This window comes from candidate division TA06 bacterium B3_TA06, from assembly GCA_005223075.1.
Lineage (GTDB): Bacteria > Hydrothermota > Tepidihabitantia > B3-TA06 > B3-TA06 > B3-TA06.
The window spans coordinates 1-23,974 of sequence record NJBO01000007.1 but is presented as its reverse complement, the minus strand read 5'-3'; the positions used below and the strand labels follow the sequence as shown (position 1 = coordinate 23,974).

Below are 23,974 nucleotides of genomic sequence, written 5' to 3'. Positions count from 1 at the left end.
GAATGATAGAAGGCTGGATTCGCGAGGGACGGGTGCTCATCAACAAAAAACCGGCCAAGCTCGGGGATACCCTGCGGGGGGAAGATGAGATCATTGTCCTTGACGTCGATAGAACCGTCCTTTACCGTGCCACCTTGAGAGGGGTCTACGATGAACGCTCTTCTAGATGGCTCAAGCGCGGCTTCGAGTACTGGGCGGTCAATAAGCCACGAGGTGTACTCGCCTCCACACGAGATCCCCACCACAAGAACATGGTTACACACCTTGTCCCGTCATCAACAAGGGTATTCCCTGTCGGGCGCCTGGACAAGGAAAGCGAGGGATTAATCCTTTTGACCTCGGACGGGGATCTCTGTCATCGGCTTACCCATCCTCGTTTCGGGGTCATCAAGCGCTACCAGGTGACACTTGATTGGCCTGTTTCAGAAGAAACGATTGCCGCCATCGAGAATGGCGGGGTTATGTTGGATGAGGGTCCCACACTACCTGCGAAGGTCAAGGTTATCTCCTCACGCTGCCTGGAGCTTTCCATGCGTGAGGGGCGAAAACGTGAGATCCGCAGGATCTTCGAGCGCTTCGGACATCGCGTCGTTCGACTGGTCAGGGTGGGATTCGGACCTATCGAGCTGGGTGATCTGCCCCCGGGCAAGGCCCGCGAACTGACCTCAGATGAGGTAGCCGCCCTGCGCCGGGCGGTGAGGCGTTCTCACCACTCGGTTGAGAATAAAGCAACTGAGAGGGTTACTCGACGTCCTGCATCGGGCAGGCCAGGCCAGCACTGGGGCCTGCGGTCAAGCAGATCATCGGCACGCAGGAGCAAGCGAAAAGGCTCGCGTTCATAGAAAACCCCGCACCCCAGCAGCGCATAAGAGGATTCATAAACCTCTCCACTTCGGCGTTCACCACTCGCCCCTATCAACACAAACGCTTCCCACCGGGCAAGCTTCACAGACATCGAGTCAGTGAACTCCCAGAGCGGCGTCCATGGGGTCTGGGGTTCTGAAAAGAGGAAGAGGAGCTTTCCAACAAGGGAGAGCTTGTCTCGTTCCAGTTTTGCTGCCACCCGGCCTCCTGTTTGAGAGAAATCAAACAATCCAACCTGGGGATACCCTTGGGGTCCTGCTTGCCAAAAAAGGCCCTCCCCCTGTTCGGTGAAGATTGATACCTCTACGCCTTCATACCCTGCTCCCACGCGAAGGTGATCGGTAAGTATGTGTGGCTGCACCTCTGGTGCGAGGGTTGCCTGGACAGGAGCAAGCAGCATGGAGTCGAGCAGTATAGGGATTTTGCGGCGGTAGGAGCCCTCGAATTCAAGCGATAGATTGCCAAGCACGGCAACTAGGTTCAGGCTGGCCCCTGCTCCTGCCGGATTATCCTGCGTGGGGGATAGGCGTCCCTGCAGAGCAGGGGTGATAAGCATGAAGCTCGCCTGATATTGGAAAACAGCATCGGTTAAGAATTCCATCCCTTCCGGGTTTATCCTAGCCTGATTTCTTGAAAGCAACCTGGCCCACGGCCTGTCTACAAAAACCCGTGCCGTAGCCTGGCCTCCGCTGCGGTGGTTCCCGCTCATCGTGGATGTGTAGGCTTGCGCCTCGACGCCGGCGAGCAGGTTCCAGTGATGCCAAAGGCCTCGAAGCCAGGCATCTGCATATGAGCGAGGCTCGGGGTCGTTTGCGGCCTCAGGATGCCCGAACTCCTCCGTGAGATCGGTATTTGCGTAGCGCAGACCCTGTATTCCCGAAGCAATCTGCAGCGATTTGATGTTGGCTACAAGCTGGGTCTTTCCCAGTTGCTGGAGTCCGTGGAAGTGGTCTGCTCTCTCGTGAATCGAGAGAGCGGTGCGGCCGGAGAGGATGGGGCCGTCCTGGCGGGCCAATAGCTCAAACCCGAAAGGAGCGCCCAATGCCATACTTACACCCAGGGTGTCATGTTCGAGAGGAATAACCACCGGTCGTTCGAGTGGGGGCTCAAGCTCAGGAGGAGGTGGGAGTTGAGGTATGATGGGTTGGTTGATCAGGAGCAGGGCAATAAGACAACTCATCGCCGCAGGCTCTTTGCGTAGGGAGCAGAAAGAACGCCTTTCTCAGTGATAATCCCTGAGATTAGTCTTGCAGGGGTTACGTCAAAGGCGGGGTTTGCTACAGAAGCGTCTCTAGGCGCTGTACGGCAGGAGCCGAACGTGCGCACCTCATCCGCAGAGCGCCTCTCTATAGGAATCTCTGCTCCATCCTTCAGGCTTAAATCCACACTGGATGACGGCGCCACAACGTAGAATGGCACCTTGAAATGCCTGGCCATTATGGCTAAGCCGTAGGTCCCTACCTTGTTCGCCACCTCGCCGTTTGCGGCTATGCGGTCGGCCCCAACGAAGATCGCGTCAAGTTCTCCCACAACGCTTGCAAGCGCGGATTCCGTTACCAGGGTATATGGAATCTTCCACTGCGAAAGCTCCCACGCGGTTAAGCGTGAGCCCTGCAGAAGCGGGCGCGTTTCAGATACAATAACATGGATCCCTTTACCTGCAAGATGAGCCTTGATAATTACACCGAGTGCCGTGCCAATACCTGGTGCGGCCAGTGCGCCTGTGTTGCAGTAAGTGCCTACTCTCATACCCTTACGTATAAGTTTCTGACCGTGCTTGGCTATCGCTAAGGAGTAATCCTTTTCTTCCTTCCATATATTCAATGCCTCCGCAACAATCTCATCCCTGGAATCTCTGTTCTCAACAACAGCCTTCATCCTGTCCAGAGCGACAAAGAGATTGACAGCGGTTGGCCGTGTCGCGGCAAGTTTCTTGATCCCTCTAACCAGCTCTTGCTGAGTAGCGCCCTTACGTGCGGCGTGGGCTACGGCCAGGGCGGCCGTTACCCCGATCAGCGGCGCGCCGCGGACGGCCAGCGTGCGGATGGCCTGGCAGGCCGAGGTTATATCCGCAAGCCTCAGATAGCGTTTTTTGAGTGGTAGTTCGCGCTGATCAAGAACGGCAAAACTTCTTGAGTCCCACCTTAATGCATGATAAGGAGGCTGGAAAGAAGAAGGGGGGCGCTTCGGCCCCCCTTGTGTTTGGGACATTACTTAGCGACTGCTTCACGAAGGGCTTTCCCGGCTTTGAAGACCGGGCGCTTACGGGCTTTGATCCTGATCTCTTCGCCCGTGCGCGGATTGCGGCCCTTACGTGCCTTGGTGCGGCGCACCATGAAGGTGCCGAAGCCGACGAGCGGTACACGCTGGCCTCTCTTAAGAGCCTTCGTGACCTCATCGATCATTGTATTTACGGCTACCCCGGCCGCTTTCTTAGTGACGCTCGCGTTTTTTGCGATCTTTTCAATCAGTTCTGCCTTTGTCATTTATGCGCCTCCTTGATCAAAGGTTGCTAAGATTATAGTAAAGACGGGGCTTTTGTCAAGGTCTCTCGTGCTAATTCGCTTGAGTCAACACTTTCTCTATCTTAGGGTAGATAGAGTGAATATATAGTTGAATTTGCTGGGAAGTATGTTTGTAGATTTCTATAGAACCTCCTATAGGGTCGTCTATATTCCGTCCATGGGGCCAGGGTTCGGGGAATCCGCTTAGAAGGAACGCCCGGTCAGCAAATCGCGCATACAGGCGGCGGATGCGTAAAAGATGACTGCGGGTCATGGCAAATATGAGATCGGCCCAGGCGGCAAGCTCATCAGTTATTGCTCTGGAGCGGTGATCCTTAAGTGTAAGACCAAGTTCTTGCATCGCCTTCTCGGCGAATTGAGCGGCCTCAGAACCTCGGGCCGCGGACAAGCCCGCACTCCGAATATTCACGCGGGGCGAGGAGCAACGTGTTCTAAGGAAAGTCGCAGCCATAGGCGAGCGACAGGTGTTGCCGCCGCAGACGAAAAGCACGTTGAGTTCCTGGGGGGGCGTAAGGTAGGGGGTTTTGCCTAGCCGTCTCTTAACGGTCCAGATCGAGACCGCACCTTTGCGAAGGATGGCCGGCCTTTTGTGGGTAAGATCGATAACACTGGAGGCGATGGGTTTTGGATCGAGGCGATTCCCAGAGGCGTCCTCTTCTACCAGCGCTACTTCTTTAAGCAGCTTTGGGGGCAGGTTGGCTGGATCTCGCAGCTCCTTGCCCGACAGGTTGGACGAGGTGGCGATCAACGGGCCTGTGCGGCGAACGAGCGCCCGCAGAGAAGCATCCATGGGGAGCCTCGCACCCAGAGTCCCTTCCTCTTTGTTTGCGGAAGGAAGAACCAGGGTTACCCGTCCAGGCAGCAGACGTTTCAGCGCCAGTCTCTGCATCTTGGTTCTCACCCTTACCCTTTCGGCAAGCTGCTTGCGTGAGCCGAACATCCGGGCAAAGGGTTTCTTACTGCCCCGGCCCTTCAGTCTCAGCAATCTCTCTTCGCCCTCAGGGGTATCCTTTACAAAGAGGCCGGGTACGGTATCGGTGGGCAGAATAACCAGCTCGCCTCGCTTGAGCACCGCTGCGGCGCGTTCAATCGCTTGCCGGCTCAACATGAACGATCACATCCTTCAAACGCTTTTCGCATCTTAAGAGCTCCCTTCGTATTCTGTCGGCAATATCGTGTCCATCTTTAACCGACAGTTTCCTGTCTACGGTTATGGTGATCTCAAGGAAGTAGTAGGTCCCTACGGGGTGGGCTCGCATGTGGCGGAGCTTGTGGATATCTTTGAATTCAGCCAGTCGGTTCTTTAAAGGGGTAAAGAATTCATCGGAGGGTTGAGCGTCTAAGAGTACCTTCAGGTTATCCTTGACGAGCTTTATTCCGGTCCAGATGATAAAACCGGCTACGATCACGGCGGCCACCGAGTCGAGGAATCTTACTCCAAGGAAGGTAAAGAGGATGCCAAGAAGCGCCGCCGAGGTGGCTAGGATGTCGGCGCGGTGGTCTGCAGCTTGCACCTCGACCGCAGGTGAACGGTAACGTTTGACCGCCGATCGGGCGTAGAAGTAGAGGGAGAGCTTGGCTGCGATGGTAACCGCCGATGCGGCTAACGCCAGCCAATATAACGAGGGAAGCTCTTGCATGGGGGAAAGGATGTTTTTTATACCATCATAGACTATAAAGCCACCCGTGGCGATGATTATGAGAGCGGCGATGAAGGCAACGAGAACCTCGATGTTGCCGTGTCCGTAGGGATGATCCTTGTCTGCAGGCCTTGCTGCCATGCGAAAGGAAACAAGGATCATCACCGAGAAGAATATATCAAGGGTGGAGTTCACGCCGTCGGCGATGAGCGCCCGCGAAAGCGTAAGGAAGCCGATTCCGAGCTTCATTCCCATAAGCAGCACGTTAGCGACGGTGCTTGTGATCAGCACCGCTCGAACCCTCTTGGCGCTCATATAAGCCGCAGTCAGCCCTTCTTGCAGATTTCCTTCAGCCTCTGGCAGAACCGCGCGGCGTTTCGCGCACCGGCGCGTCCCACGCTCATGGTGGCGACAGGAACGCCATTGGGCATCTGCACGATCGAAAGAAGCGAGTCCCACCCGGAAAGGGGCGAGGTGTCAAGTGGTACCCCGATCACCGGAAGCAAGGTGTAGGCCGCGATTACTCCTGGCAGGGCCGCCGCGTAGCCAGCAAGGGCGATGATTACCGAAAATCCGTTCGATGCCGCAGTCTTTGCAAACTCAGCTACTTCTTCCGGTTGTCTGTGGGCTGAGATGTAGTGGGTCTCGTATTCGATGCCCGCAGCTCGAAGCTCCTCCTCTGTAAGCTTCACGCAATCCGCATCGTTCTTCGAGCCCGCAACGACCGCTACCTTAAAGCTCATTTGCCAGCCTCCTTATACCTTTATCGCCTATGTCCCGGCGGAAGTAGATGCCGTCGAAGTAGATACGCTTCTCCTCAAGCGGTGCGTAGGCACGCTCCTTGGCTTCTCTAAGATCGGATGCGAACGCGGTGACACCAAGCACCCGGCCGCCCGAGGTCAAAAGCTTTCCTTCCTGTTCCTTGGTCCCGGAATGGAAGCAGACAAGATCAGAGTTCTCCTCTACATTCAACCTTATCTGTTTCCCTTTTTCGTACACCCCTGGATAGCCGCCTGAGGCCGCCACAACGCATAAAGCACTTCCCGGACGAGTCTTTACCCTGCGGGTCGTAAGCCTACCCCTTGCAGTATCCACGAGTAGCTGGAGCAGATCTTCATCTATGAGCATCATCAACGGCTGGTTCTCCGGATCGCCGAACCGGCAGTTGAACTCGAGCACCTTTGGACCTTCTTGAGTCACCATCAGTCCCATGTAGAGAACCCCGCGGTAGCCGATGCCCTCCATCTGGAGTCCTGCGAGAACTGGCTGGATTATCTCGTCCTCTATCCGCTCAAGGAGAGGCGCATCGACCAGCGGCGCAGATGCGTAGGCCCCCATACCGCCAGTGTTTGGGCCGGTATCTCGCTCTCCTATCGGTTTATGATCCTGCACCGGGGGGAAGGTGATGTAGTTGACGCCGTCAGTGAGTATCAGGATGGATACCTCTTCACCCACCAGCCGCTCCTCAACAACGACTCGATCCCCTGCCCGGCCGAACTTGCGCTCGGCCATCATCTTATCAACGGCGGCGAGCGCCTCCTGCGGGGTGGAGCAAACGATCACCCCCTTGCCCAAAGCAGGGCCGGATGCCTTAACGACCAGGGGAGAGTCTTTGCCTTCCACATAGTGTTTTGCCGAGGCAATATCGGTGAAGACCTTGAAGGAAGCCGTAGGGATGTGGTGTCTTTTCATGAACTCCTTGGCAAACGCCTTCTCCTGCTCAAGCATCGCGGCCTTTGTTGAGGGCCCCAAGACGCGGAAGCCCTCCTGTGTCAGACGATCGGAGATCCCTGCAAACAAAGGTGTCTCCGGGCCGACAACCACGAGGCCTGGTTTATGTTCCTTTGCAGCCGCAAGAACCGCATCAACATCCGTTGGAGAGATAGGCAAATTCTCGCCCAGCCTTGCCGTTCCCCCGTTACCTGGCAGGAAGAAAAGCCCATCTACATCAGCCGATTGCGCAAGCTTGTAGCCCAACGAGTGCTCTCTTCCGCCCCCTCCAAGCACAAACACCTTCATGGACTTAATATACGGTTGTAGGTGGCGAAGTCAAGGCAGGAGCTTCGTCCTGGAGGTCAACCAGTCATGTGTATCTAAAACTGCCCGGCGCTCCCAATAATGTCTTTGCTCGATCACGCCTTGGCCCGGTAGTCGCAGGATAATGAGGGAGTCCAGAGAGCCTCGATGGAGACCGTACGTGTATAGAAGCCTTAAGGTGTCTTCGTCCCACAACACCGTAAACGTCGAGTCCTGCCAGGTACGGAAAATGGCACTCTCGGTCGGATAGAGCTCGCTCATGAAGAAGACGGGCGAGAACAGGGAGTCGTCCTTGAGTCCCACGCTATCCCCTATGTCCCAAAAGGAATCCGAAGAAAGAACGTAGTAGAGACGTTCCTTGTCTGCGAAGGTATTATCTACATTTACTGTATATTGCGAGGTGTCCCATTCTGTAGTATCCCACTCGTTAGGGGTCCCCAGAACGTAGAATCCTTTCAGTTCAACGATTTGAAACGTCTGAGACCGGCCAGGTTTAAGTGGGAAGTAGGTATCTTCAAGTCGGTAGCTTACCAATCGTCGAACGGTGGAAGGAGAGCTTAAAGGCCGGTTCGCATCAAATGCCTGCACGCGCCAGAAGTAGGTGGCCGGTGCAAGGCTGTCAGGCCACTGCAGTGACGTGGAGCCTGTCGTTGTATCGAAGAAAGGCTCCCTGAAGTCGGCATAGGAGGAGATGGTAAGGTTGTAAGAGGAGGCACCAGGGTAAGCTCCCCATGAAAACTCGGGCCAGGCGGTGCTGTCGTAGGCCGCAGGAGAAAGCAGCCCAACTCCGCTCTGGACGTGGAACGTTTCGGGTTCGCTCGGGTTGCTTTCTACTCCCTGCAGATTACGAGCAATTACCCGCCAGTGATACTCCTGCCCCAGCTTTAGGGTATCTGCCAGAATGAACGAGGTGTCTTTGAATATAATGCTATCGATCGTTTCGGCAAAGCTCTCCTCCGCTGATATCTCCACAGAGTAAGATCGAGCGTCAGGTGTTGAATGCCATGTGAACTTCGGTGTTGCGGTCATCACAGTCTCACCGTCTGCGGGTGAGATAAGCTCAGGCTCCTCAAGGCCCGTGCAGCAAAGCGTCACGAGCACAAGGAAGGGTAGGAATCTTTTCAAACAGACCTCCATTCGCTAATCTTTAAGAATAGGGAAGGGATTAAGGATGTCAACCCTCTCCAGATGAAAGAAGCCCCTCAAGCCGGGCGTGAAGGCGGTCGAGTTCCTGCTTGAGCTGACGATGTCTTATGGTTACTTCCCGCAGCCGGTTCACATCGGCGTAGAGATCTGGATCGCTCATCTGGTTCTCAAGATCCGCGACTTCTTTCTCCCTGGCCTCGATCTCTGCAAAGGTGCGGTCTATCTCCTGCTCAAGGAGTCTGCGCTGACGTTCCTTGTCTTGTTTTGACTGCCCTCGAGGTTTCGGCTTGGGTGTTGGCTTGGTCTGCTTCAGAGGTCTAACCGGCGCTGTCTGAGGCTTCACTTTAAGACCTTCGCGCCAGCGGGCAAAATCCGTCCAGTTGCCAATGTGCAGCAGCGCCTTACCCCCGCCGATCTGGACCACCTTGTTGGCGAGACGATCTATCAAGAACCTGTCGTGCGCGGCGAAGACAACCGTTCCCGGATAGCGGCGTATAGCCTGCTCAAGCACGTCACGGGCACGAAGGTCAAGGTGGTTGGTAGGCTCATCGAGCAAGAGCAGATTGGAGGGAGAAAGCATAATCTTGGCTATGGCCAGACGCGACTTCTCACCGCCTGATAAAACACTCACCTTCTTGTCCACATCGTCCCCTGAGAAGAGGAACGCACCGGCAAGCCCTCGCAGAACAGGCAGAGGTTCACCTGGAGCAACCTCCTCAAGCTCTTCAAGGATGTTGTGTTGCGGGTTAAGGCGCTCCTCAACGATCTGGGTGTAAAAGGCGGTTTGTAGTTTGGCGGATTTCCATATCTCCCCCTCTGACGCGTCAAGCTCCCCGGCTATGATCCTTAAAAGCGTCGTTTTCCCTTCTCCGTTCGCCCCAACAAATGCAATCCTATCACCCGGCTCGACGGTTAAATCAACGCTGGAAAAGACCTCGTGATTACCAAAACTCTTACGAACACCCTCAAGCGCCATCACCCTTCCTGAGATGCGCGGCGCGTCCGGGAAACGGATCGCCATAGTCTTTTTCGTCTCCCTGGGCAGCTCTACCTTGGGCAGTCTCTCAAGCATCTTCTTGCGACTGCGCACCAACGCCGCTTTCTTTGGATAACTCCTGAAGCGATCAATGAAGCGCTTCAGGTGCGCGCGGGTCTCGGCTATCTTCTTGAGTTGCTTCTCGATCTGTTCCCTGCGTCCCTGTTTCTGGTTAACAAACGAGCTGTAGTTGCCCTTATAGGCAGTGATGGCTTTATAATCAATGTCCCAGATTACCTCCACCATCCTGTCCAGGAAGTAGCGGTCGTGTGAGCTTATGAGAAGCGAGCCTTTGAAATCCCTTATAAAGCCCTCCAGCCACTCGATGGAAGGCAGATCCAGATGATTGGTGGGCTCGTCCAGAAGCAGTAGATCAGGCTCCGAGAGCAGCAATTTCGCCAACGCTATCCGCATCTGATACCCGCCTGAGAACTCACGGCACGCTCTTGTGAAATCTTCCTCCTTGAATCCAAGACCGGTCAATACCTCTGCTGTCCTCGCCTCAAAGGTATAACCGTCCTTAGCGTAGGCTTCTTGCAACCGGCTGTAGCGGTTAAGCATCCTCTCCATCTCCTGGGGATCTGTGGAGCTATCCTCCATCTTTCCCTCAAGCTCGTGCATCTTTGTCCGAATCTCGTGAACGTGATCAAAGGCCTTTACCGCCTCATCGAATACGCTCTCCTCTTCAAGTACGATCTCTTCCTGGGGCAGATAGCCTATCCTTAGATCCCTGGGCATATCAATCGAGCCCTCGTCAGGGGGCCGCTCGCCTGCGAGCAGTCTAAACAGCGTGGTCTTGCCGGTTCCGTTTTTCCCCACCAGGCCGATGCGCGAGCGCTCCCCTGCGGCAAGGTTTACCTTGGCAAAGAGTCCTCTTGCGCCGAAGGAAACACCAACGTCTTTTAGCTGGATCATAAAAACTCCTAACCTGTAATTCTATCCATTAATGCAGATCACTGCAACCTTCTGAGAATGGCTGACAGCACACAGCTCACAGCTGACGGCGCTGGCTGTTTGGTCTCGTTCATTTTTCTATTTGCAATTTGATATTTGCATTTTACAATGAGCGATGCTCCGCATCGCGCCGCTATCCACTCCTCTTGAGCTTGCCTTTGCGCTTTGCCCAGCGTTCGGCCAGGCTGAATACCGCAAAGCCTACCGGGATGAGCACCACACCGATTCCGGCCAATAGAAGGATAGTCGGTGCCAGCTCTTTAAACGATGCCCCTTCAAGCAGTGCGGCGCGAATCGCCCGAAGCGTGTAGGTCGCGGGCGATGCGACCGAAAGGGACCTTATCCACGCGGGTAACACGTCCACCTCGTAGTATACTCCGGAAATCAAGAGGATCACCGCCTGAAAGATGTGCGAGGCCTGCGCACCCTTCTCAGTGGAGAGCACAGGGAGGATGGCCGCGATAAGCCCCAGACCTATGAACGATAGCCCGGAGACCACGAGTACCACCAGCGCCCCTGCGATGTTCGCTCCCTTCAGCGAGAGACCCAGGAATAAGACGAGCACGCCCAAAAGAAGCGCAGAGCGCAGGACACCGTAGACAACCGCATAGAAACAGTTGCCCAGAAGGTAGGTAAGCCGGTGCATGGGCGCCATGAAGCTGTACTCGATGGTGCCTTCCCAGCGCTCCCACTGGACCTGCTCGGCAAGTTCGTGGAACAGAAGCGACAAAAAACCCCAGATAAGAGCGCCTATCACCAGGTACAACACGTGCCCCTTGCCCTGGGTCACGCCGATAAAGGCAATGCAAAGAGCGTTAATAATGTTGTAGAACACGAATACTACTTCCCAGCCTATGTAGCGCTTGATTAGGGCGAAGTTGCGCTCAATAAGCGCCAGCCACCGCAGCCTCATGCGAGGTTCGGAACCGGCGGGCACCATCGGTTCGAGCGTTGGTATCCTTTGCATGTTTTCTCCTCCCTATCTTCGTTAGTCTTTTTTATCTGTTTCGTCTTCTTCCACGTCCTCTACCCACTCCTTGTGGGTAAGTTCGAGGAAGACGTCCTCGAGTGATACGTGGTCGGAGCCGCGCTTGCGGGCGAGAATCTGTTTCAGCATCTTGGGTGTATCCAGGGCCACGATCCGACCCTTATCAATGATCGCCACCCGGTCGCACAGGTGGTCGGCCTCGTACATGTCGTGCGTGGTGAGGAAGATGGTAAGCTCGGTTTCCTTTCTTAACCGCTCGATGTAGGTCTCCACCTCGCGCTTGGAGCGCGGATCAAGACCGGTGGTCGGCTCATCCAGGAGCAGCACCTGTGGCCGGTTGATCAAGGCTCTTGCAACCGCGACCTTCTGCTGCATCCCGCGCGAGAGGTCCTCCATCGAGTCGTTGAACCGCCTGGCAGGAAAGCCCAGCTCGGCAAGAACGTCCAGGGCGCGCTGTCTGGCGATTCTCAATGGCACACCGTAGAGCCTGGCCGAGTAGCGCAGGTTCTCCCAGGCGGAAAGCTTCTTGAAGAACGCGGCATCCACCGAGACCCGGCTGATCAGTTCTCGAACACGGTAGGGCTTGCGAACCACATCAAAGCCGCAGACATGAGCCTGGCCCTGGTCAGGATAGAGCAGGGTCGAGAGGACGCGGATGAGCGTGGACTTACCCGACCCGTTCGGCCCGATGAGCCCGAAGCACTCACCAGAGCGAACATCAAAGTTGATGTCTACCAGCGCACGAACCGGCTTTTTCCTTTTTAAGATGCCGCCCTTGAAGGTCTTATGCACTTTGCAGCAGCTTATGATCGGTTGCACTTCACCTCCGCGGTTTTGTTATTTATCGTACCGATCCTTGAGACCTTCGTCTCTTCGAGGCTTCGGTCTTATAGAAGTTTCGCTTTAACGAAACTTCTATAGCAGAAAGCCCCGGTTGCGCCGGGGCTTTCTGCTAATTAAAAACCCCGGGCGGGATACCCGGGGTTAAATTCTACAAGAACAGTAGGATTAGACTACGGGCTTCCCTTGGAGCCGTACAGAGTAAACCCAATTGCCGGAATCAGGCCCCACTGGTTATCAGTCCAATCCTTGATCATCTCATATCCTCCTAAGCAGTTCAACGATTAACAATAAATTATACAGACTCGGATCGGCTTGTCAAGTCTGTGATAACTTTTTGGGGGCGGTTAGGCGTCGGATCCGCCGCATGCAGGACAAGCAACAGTCCCTGTCCCCTGGCAAGCTTTACAGACCACGGCTCCTTCTCCCCCGCACCGCGGACAGGGTTCTTGCTCCCTGAATTTGTAATAACGTGCGCCCCCGCATTTGGGGCACGTTGTATAGCCCTCTCCGTTGCACTGCTTGCAGGCTATCTCGCCGCTACCTCCACATAACCTACACTCAGACATGCTTCTCCCTGTGTTGCATGTTTGTAAAGGGCGTTTAACTTTGCCCTCATTATACCACTCCTATCAATAAATGTAAAGACTTAAGCTTCTTCCTATTCCTCCTTCAGTTTTTCTTTAGACTCCTCCGGTTTACTCACCATTTTAATCACAGCCTTTAATGTGTAGCCCAAAGCTAGTAATGCAAACGATGACTCCCCTAGCATAACAACCCACCGCCAAAGATCCCGAGAAATCAGAGGCCCTGCTAGAAGAGATATAATGCCAAAACCCATTGTCAAAGCAGATAGAAGAATTGACGGATATATATAACGGCTGAGGCCTCGAGAGTAGGTAATCAGGTCTTCATAATAATTAACCTTGGCCTTAAGACGTTTTCCCCAAAAATCTCTAGACTCTCTCAACCTCCTCTTGGCCACTTTAGGATCATCTAATTGCTTCTTAGCGAATTCGACTACCTCTTTGCCATAAAGCAGCTTTAAATGATCTGTAAGTTTACCTGGGGTTAAGATGCTTTTGGATTCATTGTCAATGAGATCAATAAAGGGTATCATAGATTCAACAGTTGATTTGATTCTGCTCCGTAGAACACCTCTTCTATAGATATAAAACATCGCGGTCAGCGCAATCAGCGCGGCGAACGCCTGGGCTATGGCGCTGGATAGGTAGTGGTAGGCCTGAAGAAGCACTTCCGCATCAACCATCACATAAAGATATGCAGCAAGCCTTACTTGTCAAGCCCGTAACACCCGTACCCCTTCGGGGCAGAGCCTGCCCCTTGAAGTATTTTATATTTCATAGGGTATTGTCATAATTATTCGGAGCTTACGCTCCGCTCACAAGGAAATACCCTTGCGGGGCATCTCCATAACTTCCTGGGGCTAACGCCCCTTAATCAAGGAAATACCCTTGCTGGGCATCTTCATAACTTCCTGGGGCTAACGCCCCTTAATCAAGGAAATAACACCCGTAACACCCGTAACATACCTGAAATCATCAACCTATCTGGAAACGTTGTCATCGCGAGGATGTCGAAAGGTAAAGCTGCAAAACAATCTCATCATTTCTTTACTTTAACGAGGACTCGCATTTCTCTTGACATGCCTGCGGCTTTGCTTAGAGTTTGATTAGATAATATGGAGGAATCCTGAATGGACGAATACATTAACGCCAACCGTAGGCACTGGAACGAGTTGGTTGAAATCCACGCGAAATCCAAGTTCTACGACGTTGAAGGCTTCAAGGCCGGGCGCTTGACACTTGATCGCATCGAACAGGAGGGAGTAGGTGACGTTAAGGGCAAATCCTTACTCCACCTTCAGTGCCACTTCGGGATGGACACCTTATCCTTCGCCCGGCTAGGGGCTGAGGTTACAGGAATAGATTTCTCCACCAAGGCCATCCGCCTGGCTAGGGATTTGAGTTCTGAGCTGGGTCTCAATGCAAGCTTCGTTTGCTCCGAGATCTACGATTTACCCAAAAAGCTTTCGGGTGAGTTTGATATCGTCTTCACCTCCTACGGTGTTCTTCCCTGGCTGCCCGATTTGAAACGCTGGGCAGAGGTCATAACTCACTTCCTCAAACCGGGAGGTATCTTCTACATAGTGGAAAGCCACCCCTTTGCGCACGTGTTCAACGATGGGAATGTATCCGACTTGCAAGTCCACTACCCCTATTTCGCCAAAGCCCCCATGAGGTTCGACGAACACGGTTCCTACGCTGATGCTGAGGGAACCCTTGAACATACGGTCCACTACGAGTGGATGCATCCGATGTCCGAGATTATCAGCTCGTTGATTGCAGCCGGTTTAACTATCCAGTCGCTTAAGGAGTATCCGTTTACCCCCTACAAGATGCTTCCGTTTATGAAGCAAGACCAGGAAGGGTGGTGGCGTCTGCCAGACGGCCGGGAAGACGTCCCGCTTCTGTTTTCGCTTAAAGCGACCAAGAAGGAGTGCTCCTTTTGACGTGTTCCACGCCAAAAGATCGCAGTCCCCTCACCCCTAACCCCTCTGCACGCTGTCCCAAAGGGAGAGGGGAGTTACCTTGACTAGTGGTTTCAAAGGCATAGGCTTGAAGTATGCTAATGCTCCTTTTTGGCTTCGCCAAAAAGGTCGCAGGTCGAAAATATGCTAGCTTGACTAATAAGATAAGAGGCGTAGGGTTAGATATGCCCACCTATCTCCTGATCATCGTCATCGTTGCAGGTTCAATCCTGGGATTCGTTTTCTTATGGCTGACCCTGGTCAAAGTCGTGCGCAAGCTGTGGCGATTCCCGGCTCCCTCATATACAGGGTGGTTCCTGGACTCCTGGTTCCGTCGCTGGATGCAGCCTGCGGATAAGCTCATCCGCCGCAGCGGGATCAGTGAGGGAACGCAGGTTCTGGAGATAGGCTGCGGGAGCGGTGCTTATACCACTTTCGTGGCACGAGTTGTTGGGAAGAAGGGCAAGGTGTATGCCCTGGACATTCAGCCCAGGATGTTGGCACAGCTCGAAAACAAGTTATCCAGACCTGAGAATCAAGATATCACTAACATCAAACTCATCCAGGCGAGTGCTTACGAGCTGTCGTTTGAGGATTCGACCCTTGATCTGGTCTACATGATAACCGTTCTGCAGGAGATACCCGACCGGCACAGGGCTTTGCTGGAGGCACACAGGGTCCTGAAACCTGCCGGGATACTTGCTATCACCGAGTTTTTCCCTGACCCGGATTATCCCCTCAAGCGCACTACCATAAAGCAGGCCACTCAAGCGGGCTTCGTTGATGCCAAAGTCCTTGGAAACTTTTGGAATTATACTGCCCGGTTTATCAAACCGAAGGAGTCGATATGTCTATAGATCGCCGAGTTATGGCACTTATGATCCTTGCGTCCCTGATGTTGCCCGCTGCAGGGTTTGCCCAGGACAGGTTGGAGCTTGTGGGCTTCGACGTGGTGGAGCTTGAGGATGCCCTAGAAAGAAGCGCCACGGAGAACTGGTTAGAACATGCCGAGACAGGCCAGCGTGTTGTTGAAGGCCTGGACTTTCTCCTCGTAATCTCCCCTGACTCTAAATGGATTCTGTTAGGTCAGCCAATCGAGGAGGAGGAGGGCGAGGAGGGCGAGGGGGGCCTGGACGTTGTAACCTACAAGCTGTTCATCGTATCCACCGCTGATCCCCAGCTTATTGCTTTGGTGGATCAGGCGCTTTACGCCACCTTCTCCCCCACCTCGGATTACCTTTTTGTTGCCACCGTGCCTAATCCCATCGTTTATGACCTGGAAGATATGCGGGGTGTGGTTCTTACCGCTATCCGGTCCGGGCTTGAGAACTACCCTTGCTGGGTATCACAGTGGTCAAAGGACGGCAAGGTGTTGATCATCCACCAGCAGTTCAGCTTCGACGATTCCTCCAACCCACGCGCCTGGAGGGTTGAGTTGAGGTAGATTCATCTCAAATAAAAGTGAAAAGTAATGGTTGCAATCCTTTTGGATACCTGAGCCGGCTTGAACTTCCAGCGAGCCAAGGTCTCCTTCACCTCGTTATCCCAATTAGTATAGCCGGTGCTTCGGACGGCCAGCATCGTAGGGAGAACGTTTCCATCCTTATCTACTCTGAACTGAACCATTATGGTTACATCGGACAATCCCCTTTCCTGTGCCCACCGGGGGAACTCAGGCTGAGGCGATTTCACGATGTCGGTGGCAGAGACATCGCCCTCCAGCGTAAAGCTCGATTTCGGTATGGAGGATGTCTGGCTTGCTTTTGGTTTGGTGTCCGGTATTTGAGGGCGGATCGGCGGCCCCATAGGTCCCCACCCATTGTCCGGCACTTCTCCGCGCCAGCCAAGAGGTGGTCGGGAAAGTATCTCCTCGGTGCGGATTTCAGGTTTCTTGCCTTTTATGAGTTCGGCCTGGACTAACGCGATACGATGAGCTTCCCTCCCCTGAGCTAGGTGTGTCGCCCACAGCAGCCGCCCGAAGCTCACCTCGTCGGTAGCCGAGATGATTACCGTTTTATAACGCGAACGTTGCAAGAGACGCTCAATAAGCGGATCTAGATACTCGTTTTGAGTGGGCTCGGAGTTTAAAAACACCGGCTGATCCGGCTTCAACTCGATGAAAACGGTAAGGTCGGGGCTGGCAAGCAGGTACTCCAGGTCGAAATACCTCTGGGCTATGCAGGGGATATTCCGGTCGGCCTCAGAGACCTCCGGGAACACCATCACCATCAGAGGGTTGGAGAAGCTATCCGAGATATTGAACTCTTCGGCTGAAGGGATACCTCCTGCGATCTTAAATAAGGAAGCAGCGTAGGCTTGAGGATCAAAGAGGAGTTGCACTACATAAAAAGGGTATTCACCCAATCTGTCTTCAACCTGCATCAGATTTCGAGACTCGCCAGGTCCGGAAACGAACTCTTCATGGATAAGAACCTCACCTTCTTTTGTCACTTCGATGGGCAGGAAAGCATCGGGTATGGGCAGTCCCAGATCGAAAGCCAACCGGTATATGCGCTCTATCTGAGCAGGATCGGCCTTCCCTTTGTTATCCTCTTGAGATCCGAGGAATAATCTCAGGAACTCCCTGCTCTCCCTGATATAGGAAAGGCCCTCCCTTCCGAACCGTTCGTGCGCCTTATCAAAGGCCAGGAAGGAGAGTCCTTGAGAGCGACAAAGCCTTCTGGGGATATCCACGATCGCTTGTTTTAACCTCGACTCATAACCGGGCCCCAGGCGGGCACCCTCGCTCAAGGATTCCTCGATGAGGAACTCTCGCCTCAACACCCTTTTGACGCAGGTGTATTCTTCCCGGGTCAGTGGCTCAGTGGGGCATCCGGTGATTGTCACCAAGACAGCTGTCCCCAAAACCAAACCGTGACGCAAATGAATCTTCATAGTTACCTCCTGGATAGATTCGCCCAAAAGAATACATTCGATTACAAATCTGTCAACCCCCCGCCTCCGTGTTACCTACTTTATCGTTCCTACCCTTTCTATGTATCGCACCAGCAGGGAGTTGGCCAGGGTGCCGGTGCCTTTCTTGATCTGGTCTACATGATAACCGTTCTGCAGGAGATACCCGACCGGCACAGGGCGTTATTGGAGGCACACAGGGTCCTCAAACCTGCCGGGATACTTGCTATCACCGAGTTTTTCCCTGACCCGGATTATCCCCTCAAGCGCACCACCGTTCGCCTTGCCTTAAACGCGGGCTTTACCAAAGACGCGGTCGAGGACAGCTTCTTCAACTACACCGCAAGGTTCGTGAAGGCGGCTTAAAAAGCGCCCCTTAAGAGTCCCGCCCCATTTGGCGCAAGAAGTTTGATAAAAAGCAGCGGCTTGACAAAGAGGTAACTTGAGTTATAGTTACCAAGAGGAGTAAAACCTTGAGCCTTGATAAACTTTCTTTTGATTTTCCATGCCCGCGTTGCGGCTTTTATAATTATGTATACCTTGGTCAAGTCAGATTGCGCGATGTTATTATCTGCAGAGGGTGTAAGAAAAATCTTCAATTGGATGATTATATGAACGAGTACCGTAAAGCGGAGAGAGAGTTCAGAAGGGCTCTTGAAGGTTTATCGAGAACTTTCAAATTCAACATTAGACTTTAGGAGGGCTTGTGGATACCGCTTATGTCCAGAACTTGCGTTACAAACTGCAAAAACGATTCCGAAGAGTTAACTCGGCAGACTTAAAATTAATTCACGTTGCACTTAAACAATTTTGGAGTTTTTTGCATAGTTACCCTGTTTTCGTAGGCATACTCAAAGACTTGAAATCACGCGTTTCCGATTTGGATATTGTAGCGGTGAACATAGAGAATGGTTCAGTAAGTAATTACTTTCCAGATAATGAATTGCAGGCTGCAGGCATATCTTTTTATGTAATTAGTAAGTGCTTAAAATCAAGCAGGGAGGACAGTGAATACCTAATCGGTGCGCATTACGGAGAAACTAGCGATGCTTTTGAGGCGTTAAATAAGTTCAGGGTATTTTTTGTTGAACCCTTGTACGAGTACCTAGATGAGCAACTTGACGATCAACGGGCAATACTAGCTCTTTTGAGAAGATACAAACACAAATGTGAATGGTTTCAGAGGAACGAGCTCCACAAAATGTGGGAAGATGATAGATCGAGGGGTGAGAAGAAGTTGGCACTTAATCTTTACGAATACTTGCATGATCAGGGCCTTGATTTCAATATTGAACCGTGGTCGATCTCAGGAGAAGCCGATTTGGTCGCGGCTCAAAAGAGTGATGAACCTTTAATCGCTGATGTTAAGGTTTTCAGTGAACCCAACAAAAAGAATTACATTATCAATGGTTTTGGTCAAATATACCGATACACCAGAACATTCAATGAACCCTTCGGTTACTTGATTATATTCAACACTTCCGATGCCGATTTAAAATTGGCGTTACTGCACCAAGAACAAGCAACGCCTTTCGTAGTCTCCAATGGGAAAACCATTTTTATGCTGACTATAGATATTTATCCAGTCATAAAAACTGCTTCCAAAGAAGGAAAGCTTAAGACAGTCGAAATTACCGAGAAGGACCTAGTAAAGGTTGTTGAAGAAGAGCAATTAAAAAGTTAAACTTTCAATTAACTTCTACTGCCAAGTTAATCGGGGATGTAAAACGCCCTGAGAATACCCCAAAAACCCTCGAAATTGTCCCATTTTTGACCAGCTTTTGACCAACTTCTGACCAGCTTTTGTCCAGCTTATGGCCGGTAGCCTGTCCATCTTTTGTCTATCTTTTGGGTAGCTTTTGTCCATCTTCTGACCAGCTTTTGACCAGCTTTTCGGGCCTATTTTATTACCCCCATCTTTTTCACGTACCGCACGAGAACGTCGTTAACCAGCGTACCTGTGTCATATACGTCTTTGCCGTCCTTGAGTATCTCGTATCCGTCACCGCCCGCGGCAAGGAAGTTGTTGGTGGCGATCTTGTAGGTCTTGGCAGGATCGAGCGGCTTCCCACCTATACTTATATCCATCGCCTTGCCTTCGACTTCCTTATACTCGACCACGGCAAGATGCAGCGTGCCTCCGGAGTGTGGGCCAAGGGATATGTTGTAGTCCAGAAGCTCTTGCACCTGATCTGCAGTGAGTTCCATGGTAACCAACGTGTTGGCAAATGGCAGGGCAGTGAGGATATCTTGCATGGTGACATCGCCCGGAAGGATGGCGGCTCTCACCCCGCCCATGTTGGTGAACGCGAAGTCAACACCGGTCTCCTCAAGCATAACTCTAGCTAAGAGGTCGCCTAGGGAGAGCACGTCCGTTCGGTCACCTTGAAGCCCAGGCACAAGTGCGATCTCGGTCTTGCCGATGGGTACGCCCAGCTTTTTGTCGAGCTCTTGCCCGGCTTCGGCTATCCTTGCCGCAATATCCGGATCCTCGGCTATCTTCCCTGAGAGCAAAATAAGCTCGTATGAGTATCCCTTGAGGCTGCCCTTTTTGAGTTCCATCTCCAATTTGCCAAGATAGACTGTTCTTGCCCCTGCCTGTACGATGAGGGAGTTTTTGATCTTCCTCGGCTCCTCGATGATCGTATGTGAGTGTCCTCCGACGATGAGGTCGATCTCAGGCACTCGCTCGGCCATTACAGAATCAGCGGTCCAGCCCCTGTGCGTCAGGGCTATCACGAAATCCCTCTCGCCGTACCCGAGCGAGTCAATCAAGGCAGCGATCACCGAATCCGCTGGAAGAAAGCTGAGTCCTTCAACGTTGGCCGGATGTGTGCCAATCGGGGTCGCTTCGGTGGTCAAGCCCACTAGGAGGATGCGTTCCTTGCCTGCCTTCTCCTCCACAAAGGCCTGGTAAGGCCGGTTGTTCAACTCGTCTACGACGTTTGCTGAAAGCACGGGAAACTCCGCGATCTCCACAAGCTCATCAAGATTAGGCTGGCCGAAGTCGAACTCGTGATTGCCCACAACCATGGCGTCGAGCCCCATCTCGTTTAAGAGCTCGAAGTCAAGCTTCCCTTTGCTCATGTTTGATACAGGCGGCCCTTGCAGGGCGTCGCCCGCGTGAAGGAAGTAGAATGTGCGACCCTCTGCCTCAGCCTCAGATCTTAACGAATCTACCAGGTAGGCAACCCTTGCAAATCCGCCGTAGGTCGCACCGTCTTTGGCTTCCACAGGTTCAATCTGCCCGTGGGTGTCGTTGATGTGAAGGATGGTTAGCTTCTCTCCGGCAAAGAGGAAGGCAGGAAAAGCTACTATCAAGGAGAGCACACCCAATCCCTTCAATAACCTGGACATCCGTCCTCCTATTCTCGCGTGTTATCTCTTGCCTCCAAGGGGTGATTTTGCAGAAGCAATGCTGCACCCCGGAGGTTGCTAATCGATCAGCTTGAACGTTGCCGATATCTCGTAACTCAAAGCCACTCGCGGCAATGAGTTCTTTCCTCCCATATCTTTTGCCGAAAAGTCCCAGCTCGAGTACGGGTCCCACACCGAAAGATATCCTGAATAGGGTTCCGAATAATCGGAGTCCAGAATCTCGCCTGCCTTCAAACCGTGAGCGGCTGCAGCCTGCTCGGCCTTGGTTTTTGCGTCGGCCAATGCCATCTCCTGTAGCTCAGGCAGATAGACGCTCGGGTCTTTGACGAAGTAGTTAACCGTGTAGGATGAGATCCTCGAGCCTTCGGATTCCGAGGAAGTCGCTGCAAGTACCACAAGTATATCGTCAACCTTGGAAAGATCGTCCACAGCGCAGTCCAGCCGGAGACCGTACACGTGTTCCAGCCGCTGCGATTCCCAGTTAAGCTCGGAGTAGATGTCTGCCGGGCCGCTCTGGATAAGGGGTTGATCTACTCCCGCCTTGCGTAACTCTTTTGTGATCTCTGCAGTCAGATCGTTTGCCTTTGCGATGACTTTCGACATATCACTGGCACGGATCTCGATTCTGAACTCCACGGTGGCCGCATCAGGCAGAACCAGAATCGAAGACTTACCGGTCACGTAAGCGGTGCTATCTGCGAGATATATCTGTGCCGCTGACAGCGCTGAAGCAAAGAACAAGAGGGCAAGGATTCTTCTCGCCATGTTTAACCTCCTTTTGAGGATTTTAGCGGCGTTACTTTAAGAACGCCGCAAAGCTTAGATCTATTCAACCAGTTCGTAAGTGGCGGTTACTTTGCACTCCATGAGCAATCTAGGCAAGGGACTGCCCGCGCTCTTGTCTTCCGACTCGAAATTCATCATCCCGAAGCTCTGGAAGGCCATTGAGCCTACCGAGAGTTCCTCCTCACCAAAGTCTATAAGATCGCCTGGACGCTTACCCTGAATCGCAGCCAACTCAACGGCTTTTGCCCTGGCATCTTCCAGCGCCTTCTTTCGCAAATCGTTCACATAGGGGGAGGGGTCCTTTATCGTATACTGTATGGTTGAGGGAGAAGCGACCATGCTTGCATCCGAGTCTCTTAAGACATGCGTGGGTAACACGCCAAGCAAATCGTCAATAATCGAAAGGTCATCAACAATCATAATCACGTTAAGACGCAACCTGTATTCAACTTCCTCTGAGTACAACTCGGGGGTCAAACTTGCATATCCGTCTTTTCTTAATGGTTCCTTGAGGCCGGCTTTCGCCAGCTTCCGTGAGAGCTTGGCCAAGGATTCATCGCTTTTCTTATGCAGATCGGAGATGTCCTTTGACCATACATTAACATTCAGATTCACTGTTGCGGCGTCAGGTAAAACAAGGAAGCAAGCGTAGCCCTGTGCAGAGACGGTATTGGTTTCGCTGGCAAGAAGCGGGAGAGTTGCGGCGAGCAGCACTATAGCGCAGACTTTTTTCACGTTACCTCCTTTGTGAGATCATGTTTATACTCCTTATTTAGCGGAGCGCTCTATGTGCTCCTTCCACTGACGATCCACCCACGCCTCCCAGCCTTCTCTTTTGATGGCCTCGAAGTTCTCCAATGTCTTGAACTTACGCACACCAGGGTTTTCGGAAAGCATCTTGCACGGGAACGCAGGGCACTCCGAGCAGTGGGTTAGTTCCTTTGAGTGGCAGCATGCGCGGATGGAGCAGCGGTCGCCAACCCCTCCCTCCTGCTGGCAGCCGGAGCAGATCGAGGTCGTGGAGAGTCTCGCCATGGCCTTTGCGATCTTTTCTCCCTCCTCGCCGAACAGCTTGGGGAAGCCATCGAACTCGGCAAGCATGCGCCGCGTGCCCTCGCTTTGGGCGCGGATGCGACCGCTGAACCAGTCGCAGGTATGGCAGTAGGAGCCGCAGCATGATAAAAACACCCGCTTTTCAGTCTCGTACTTCATGCATCCTCCTCTTGGACACAAAAGTCTACATCCTTCCTCGCGCTTGTCAAGTAAAACCCCACCGCGTCCCTCAGCGATGTGGACCCCGGTCAGCAACCCGTGACGTAGCGGCAGCTCCGCGTTGGCATTTTATAACCCTTGACTCGAAAGCCAGCTCGTTTAGAATCGGGGATGCATAAAGAACTCTCGCACGAGGAGGCGCTTTTCTTCCTTAACCGGTTCCACGGACACATCGGCCCTTATCTGGTGCTCGGCTACCGCGCCGGGCTTATCGCCAACAGAATACTGGGGGATGATCCTTTTGCCAAGCGTGCGCATACCATGACAGGGTCAAAAACCCCGATCTCATGCTTTACCGACGGTGTTCAGCTCGGTTCGTGCTGTACCCTTGGCAAGGGCAACATCACCGTATCCGACGAGGGCGAGCCGCGTGTCCGCTTTGAGCTCGCTGACGGCTCCGAAGGCATTGAGGTCTGCCTGACCGATGAAGCCAAGGCGCGAATAGCTACCGCCCACGACTGGGACGGCGCGGACAGGCTGGGACGCCAGATGCTTACCGAGCCTGAGGAAGAACTTTTCGTAATTAACCACACCATACCTGCACCCGCTGACTCTTAATATCTTCTTAACATGGACTCTAGTGCTATCGTCGGCGGGTAAGTTAATATAGATTAGGGAATTATCCATCACAGCGGACCAATTTGACAAGCTGTGAGTTGATAAGTTCAAATAAGTCAACAGCTTGCCTGTTATTAAACCTGAATTCCAGCTCCTTCAAGTAAAGATACAGTTTTAGAGGCGAAATACCATGATATTTGGCCAGTCGTTCCTTGGCATAAGCCCAGAAACTTTCTATGCTGTTGATGTGTGCCTTACCGTTAGCGAACTCTTTATCGTGGTCAATACGGACGTGCTTATAGCCGTTGACGATCAGTGAACTGTAACTGCTGAAACCATCGCTGTAGGTCAAGCTACCTGGTTCTATAGTCTTGGTAATAAGACCCATTAATGTCTTCTCCTTAACGTCAGGCACTACCTCAACCACGACCTTGCCTGCACGTTCCAGCATACCAAATACCGGAACCTTACCAGCTGCTCCACGAC

At 52.9% G+C, this 23,974-nt stretch carries 24 protein-coding genes and 1 pseudogene; 7 read left to right on the top strand and 18 right to left on the bottom strand.

Going from position 1 to position 23,974, the window contains the following annotated elements; genetic code table 11:
- The first annotated feature begins 2 nt into the window (after positions 1-2).
- A pseudogene (locus CEE36_05585) lies at positions 3-92 on the top strand (hypothetical protein).
- Between the two features lie 614 nt (positions 93-706).
- On the opposite strand, the gene CEE36_05580 reads toward CEE36_05585, so the two are convergent.
- The 12 genes from CEE36_05580 to CEE36_05525 form a co-directional block, all read right to left on the bottom strand.
- Entirely contained in the window at positions 707-2,044 is a 1,338-nt protein-coding gene (locus CEE36_05580; protein TKJ42956.1) for a hypothetical protein, read from the bottom strand.
- Positions 2,041-3,075: an S-methyl-5-thioribose-1-phosphate isomerase gene (mtnA, locus tag CEE36_05575; protein ID TKJ42955.1), complete on the bottom strand. Its 1,035-nt coding sequence runs from the start codon at positions 3,073-3,075 to the stop codon at positions 2,041-2,043. Before mtnA ends, CEE36_05580 begins: the two co-directional genes overlap by 4 nt.
- The gene (locus CEE36_05570) at positions 3,075-3,350 is read right to left on the bottom strand and encodes a hypothetical protein (GenBank protein ID TKJ42954.1); all 276 of its coding nucleotides are present in this window, start codon (positions 3,348-3,350) and stop codon (positions 3,075-3,077) included. Before CEE36_05570 ends, mtnA begins: the two co-directional genes overlap by 1 nt.
- Positions 3,351-3,420: 70 nt before the next feature.
- Positions 3,421-4,497 (bottom strand): hypothetical protein, encoded by a 1,077-nt coding sequence (locus CEE36_05565; protein ID TKJ42953.1) that lies wholly within the window; start codon positions 4,495-4,497, stop codon positions 3,421-3,423.
- Positions 4,475-5,344 carry a hypothetical protein gene (locus CEE36_05560; GenBank protein TKJ42952.1) on the bottom strand — a complete coding sequence of 290 codons (870 nt, stop codon included), beginning with the start codon at positions 5,342-5,344 and terminating at the stop codon, positions 4,475-4,477. The genes CEE36_05565 and CEE36_05560 overlap by 23 nt, the downstream gene beginning before the upstream one ends.
- An 11-nt stretch (positions 5,345-5,355) precedes the next feature.
- A complete protein-coding gene (locus CEE36_05555) occupies positions 5,356-5,772 on the bottom strand; it encodes a 5-(carboxyamino)imidazole ribonucleotide mutase (protein TKJ42951.1) in 417 nt (138 codons plus the stop codon).
- Positions 5,762-7,048 (bottom strand): phosphoribosylamine--glycine ligase, encoded by a 1,287-nt coding sequence (locus CEE36_05550; protein TKJ42950.1) that lies wholly within the window; start codon positions 7,046-7,048, stop codon positions 5,762-5,764. Before CEE36_05550 ends, CEE36_05555 begins: the two co-directional genes overlap by 11 nt.
- 30 nt (positions 7,049-7,078) lie before the next feature.
- The gene (locus CEE36_05545; GenBank protein TKJ42949.1) at positions 7,079-8,191 is read right to left on the bottom strand and encodes a hypothetical protein; all 1,113 of its coding nucleotides are present in this window, start codon (positions 8,189-8,191) and stop codon (positions 7,079-7,081) included.
- A gap of 49 nt (positions 8,192-8,240) precedes the next feature.
- Positions 8,241-10,163, bottom strand: a complete 1,923-nt coding sequence (locus CEE36_05540) for an ABC transporter ATP-binding protein (protein TKJ42948.1) — start codon at positions 10,161-10,163, stop codon at positions 8,241-8,243.
- A gap of 172 nt (positions 10,164-10,335) precedes the next feature.
- On the bottom strand, positions 10,336-11,142 hold the full coding sequence (locus CEE36_05535; protein ID TKJ43032.1) for an ABC transporter: 807 nt from the start codon (positions 11,140-11,142) through the stop codon (positions 10,336-10,338).
- 48 nt (positions 11,143-11,190) lie between these two features.
- On the bottom strand, positions 11,191-11,997 hold the full coding sequence (locus CEE36_05530) for an ABC transporter (protein TKJ43031.1): 807 nt from the start codon (positions 11,995-11,997) through the stop codon (positions 11,191-11,193).
- Positions 11,998-12,691: 694 nt separating this feature from the next.
- Complete coding sequence (locus tag CEE36_05525; protein ID TKJ42947.1) at positions 12,692-13,300, bottom strand: hypothetical protein; 609 nt, start codon at positions 13,298-13,300, stop codon at positions 12,692-12,694.
- A 447-nt stretch (positions 13,301-13,747) separates the two neighbouring features.
- On the opposite strand from CEE36_05525, the gene CEE36_05520 reads away from it, so the two are divergent.
- The 3 genes from CEE36_05520 to CEE36_05510 all read left to right on the top strand — a co-directional run bounded on the left by CEE36_05520 (position 13,748) and on the right by CEE36_05510 (position 16,025).
- Complete coding sequence (locus CEE36_05520) at positions 13,748-14,563, top strand: SAM-dependent methyltransferase (protein ID TKJ42946.1); 816 nt, start codon at positions 13,748-13,750, stop codon at positions 14,561-14,563.
- Positions 14,564-14,922: 359 nt separating this feature from the next.
- A complete protein-coding gene (locus CEE36_05515) occupies positions 14,923-15,438 on the top strand; it encodes a dimethylmenaquinone methyltransferase (protein ID TKJ43030.1) in 516 nt (171 codons plus the stop codon).
- Positions 15,429-16,025: a hypothetical protein gene (locus CEE36_05510; GenBank protein ID TKJ42945.1), complete on the top strand. Its 597-nt coding sequence runs from the start codon at positions 15,429-15,431 to the stop codon at positions 16,023-16,025. Before CEE36_05515 ends, CEE36_05510 begins: the two co-directional genes overlap by 10 nt.
- Positions 16,026-16,027: 2 nt before the next feature.
- Here CEE36_05510 and CEE36_05505 read toward each other — a convergent pair whose 3' ends face one another.
- Complete coding sequence (locus CEE36_05505; GenBank protein TKJ42944.1) at positions 16,028-17,476, bottom strand: hypothetical protein; 1,449 nt, start codon at positions 17,474-17,476, stop codon at positions 16,028-16,030.
- Between CEE36_05505 and CEE36_05500 the strand changes: the two genes are divergently transcribed.
- Positions 17,465-17,860 (top strand): hypothetical protein, encoded by a 396-nt coding sequence (locus CEE36_05500; protein ID TKJ42943.1) that lies wholly within the window; start codon positions 17,465-17,467, stop codon positions 17,858-17,860. The genes CEE36_05505 and CEE36_05500 overlap by 12 nt on opposite strands.
- Positions 17,861-18,200: 340 nt before the next feature.
- Positions 18,201-19,178 carry a hypothetical protein gene (locus tag CEE36_05495; GenBank protein ID TKJ42942.1) on the top strand — a complete coding sequence of 326 codons (978 nt, stop codon included), beginning with the start codon at positions 18,201-18,203 and terminating at the stop codon, positions 19,176-19,178.
- Between the two features lie 215 nt (positions 19,179-19,393).
- On the opposite strand, the gene CEE36_05490 is transcribed toward CEE36_05495, so the two are convergent.
- The 4 genes from CEE36_05490 to CEE36_05475 form a co-directional block, all read right to left on the bottom strand.
- Entirely contained in the window at positions 19,394-20,851 is a 1,458-nt protein-coding gene (locus CEE36_05490; protein ID TKJ42941.1) for a hypothetical protein, read from the bottom strand.
- Between the two features lie 78 nt (positions 20,852-20,929).
- Complete coding sequence (locus tag CEE36_05485; GenBank protein ID TKJ42940.1) at positions 20,930-21,637, bottom strand: hypothetical protein; 708 nt, start codon at positions 21,635-21,637, stop codon at positions 20,930-20,932.
- A 60-nt stretch (positions 21,638-21,697) separates the two neighbouring features.
- The gene (locus CEE36_05480; protein TKJ42939.1) at positions 21,698-22,393 is read right to left on the bottom strand and encodes a hypothetical protein; all 696 of its coding nucleotides are present in this window, start codon (positions 22,391-22,393) and stop codon (positions 21,698-21,700) included.
- Positions 22,394-22,426: 33 nt separating this feature from the next.
- The gene (locus tag CEE36_05475) at positions 22,427-22,870 is read right to left on the bottom strand and encodes a hypothetical protein (GenBank protein TKJ42938.1); all 444 of its coding nucleotides are present in this window, start codon (positions 22,868-22,870) and stop codon (positions 22,427-22,429) included.
- A 171-nt stretch (positions 22,871-23,041) separates the two neighbouring features.
- On the opposite strand from CEE36_05475, the gene CEE36_05470 reads away from it, so the two are divergent.
- Positions 23,042-23,488: a hypothetical protein gene (locus CEE36_05470; protein TKJ42937.1), complete on the top strand. Its 447-nt coding sequence runs from the start codon at positions 23,042-23,044 to the stop codon at positions 23,486-23,488.
- 61 nt (positions 23,489-23,549) lie between these two features.
- Here CEE36_05470 and CEE36_05465 read toward each other — a convergent pair.
- Positions 23,550-23,974, bottom strand: a 425-nt coding sequence (locus tag CEE36_05465) for a DDE transposase (protein TKJ42936.1), incomplete at its 5' end; no start/stop codon positions are given.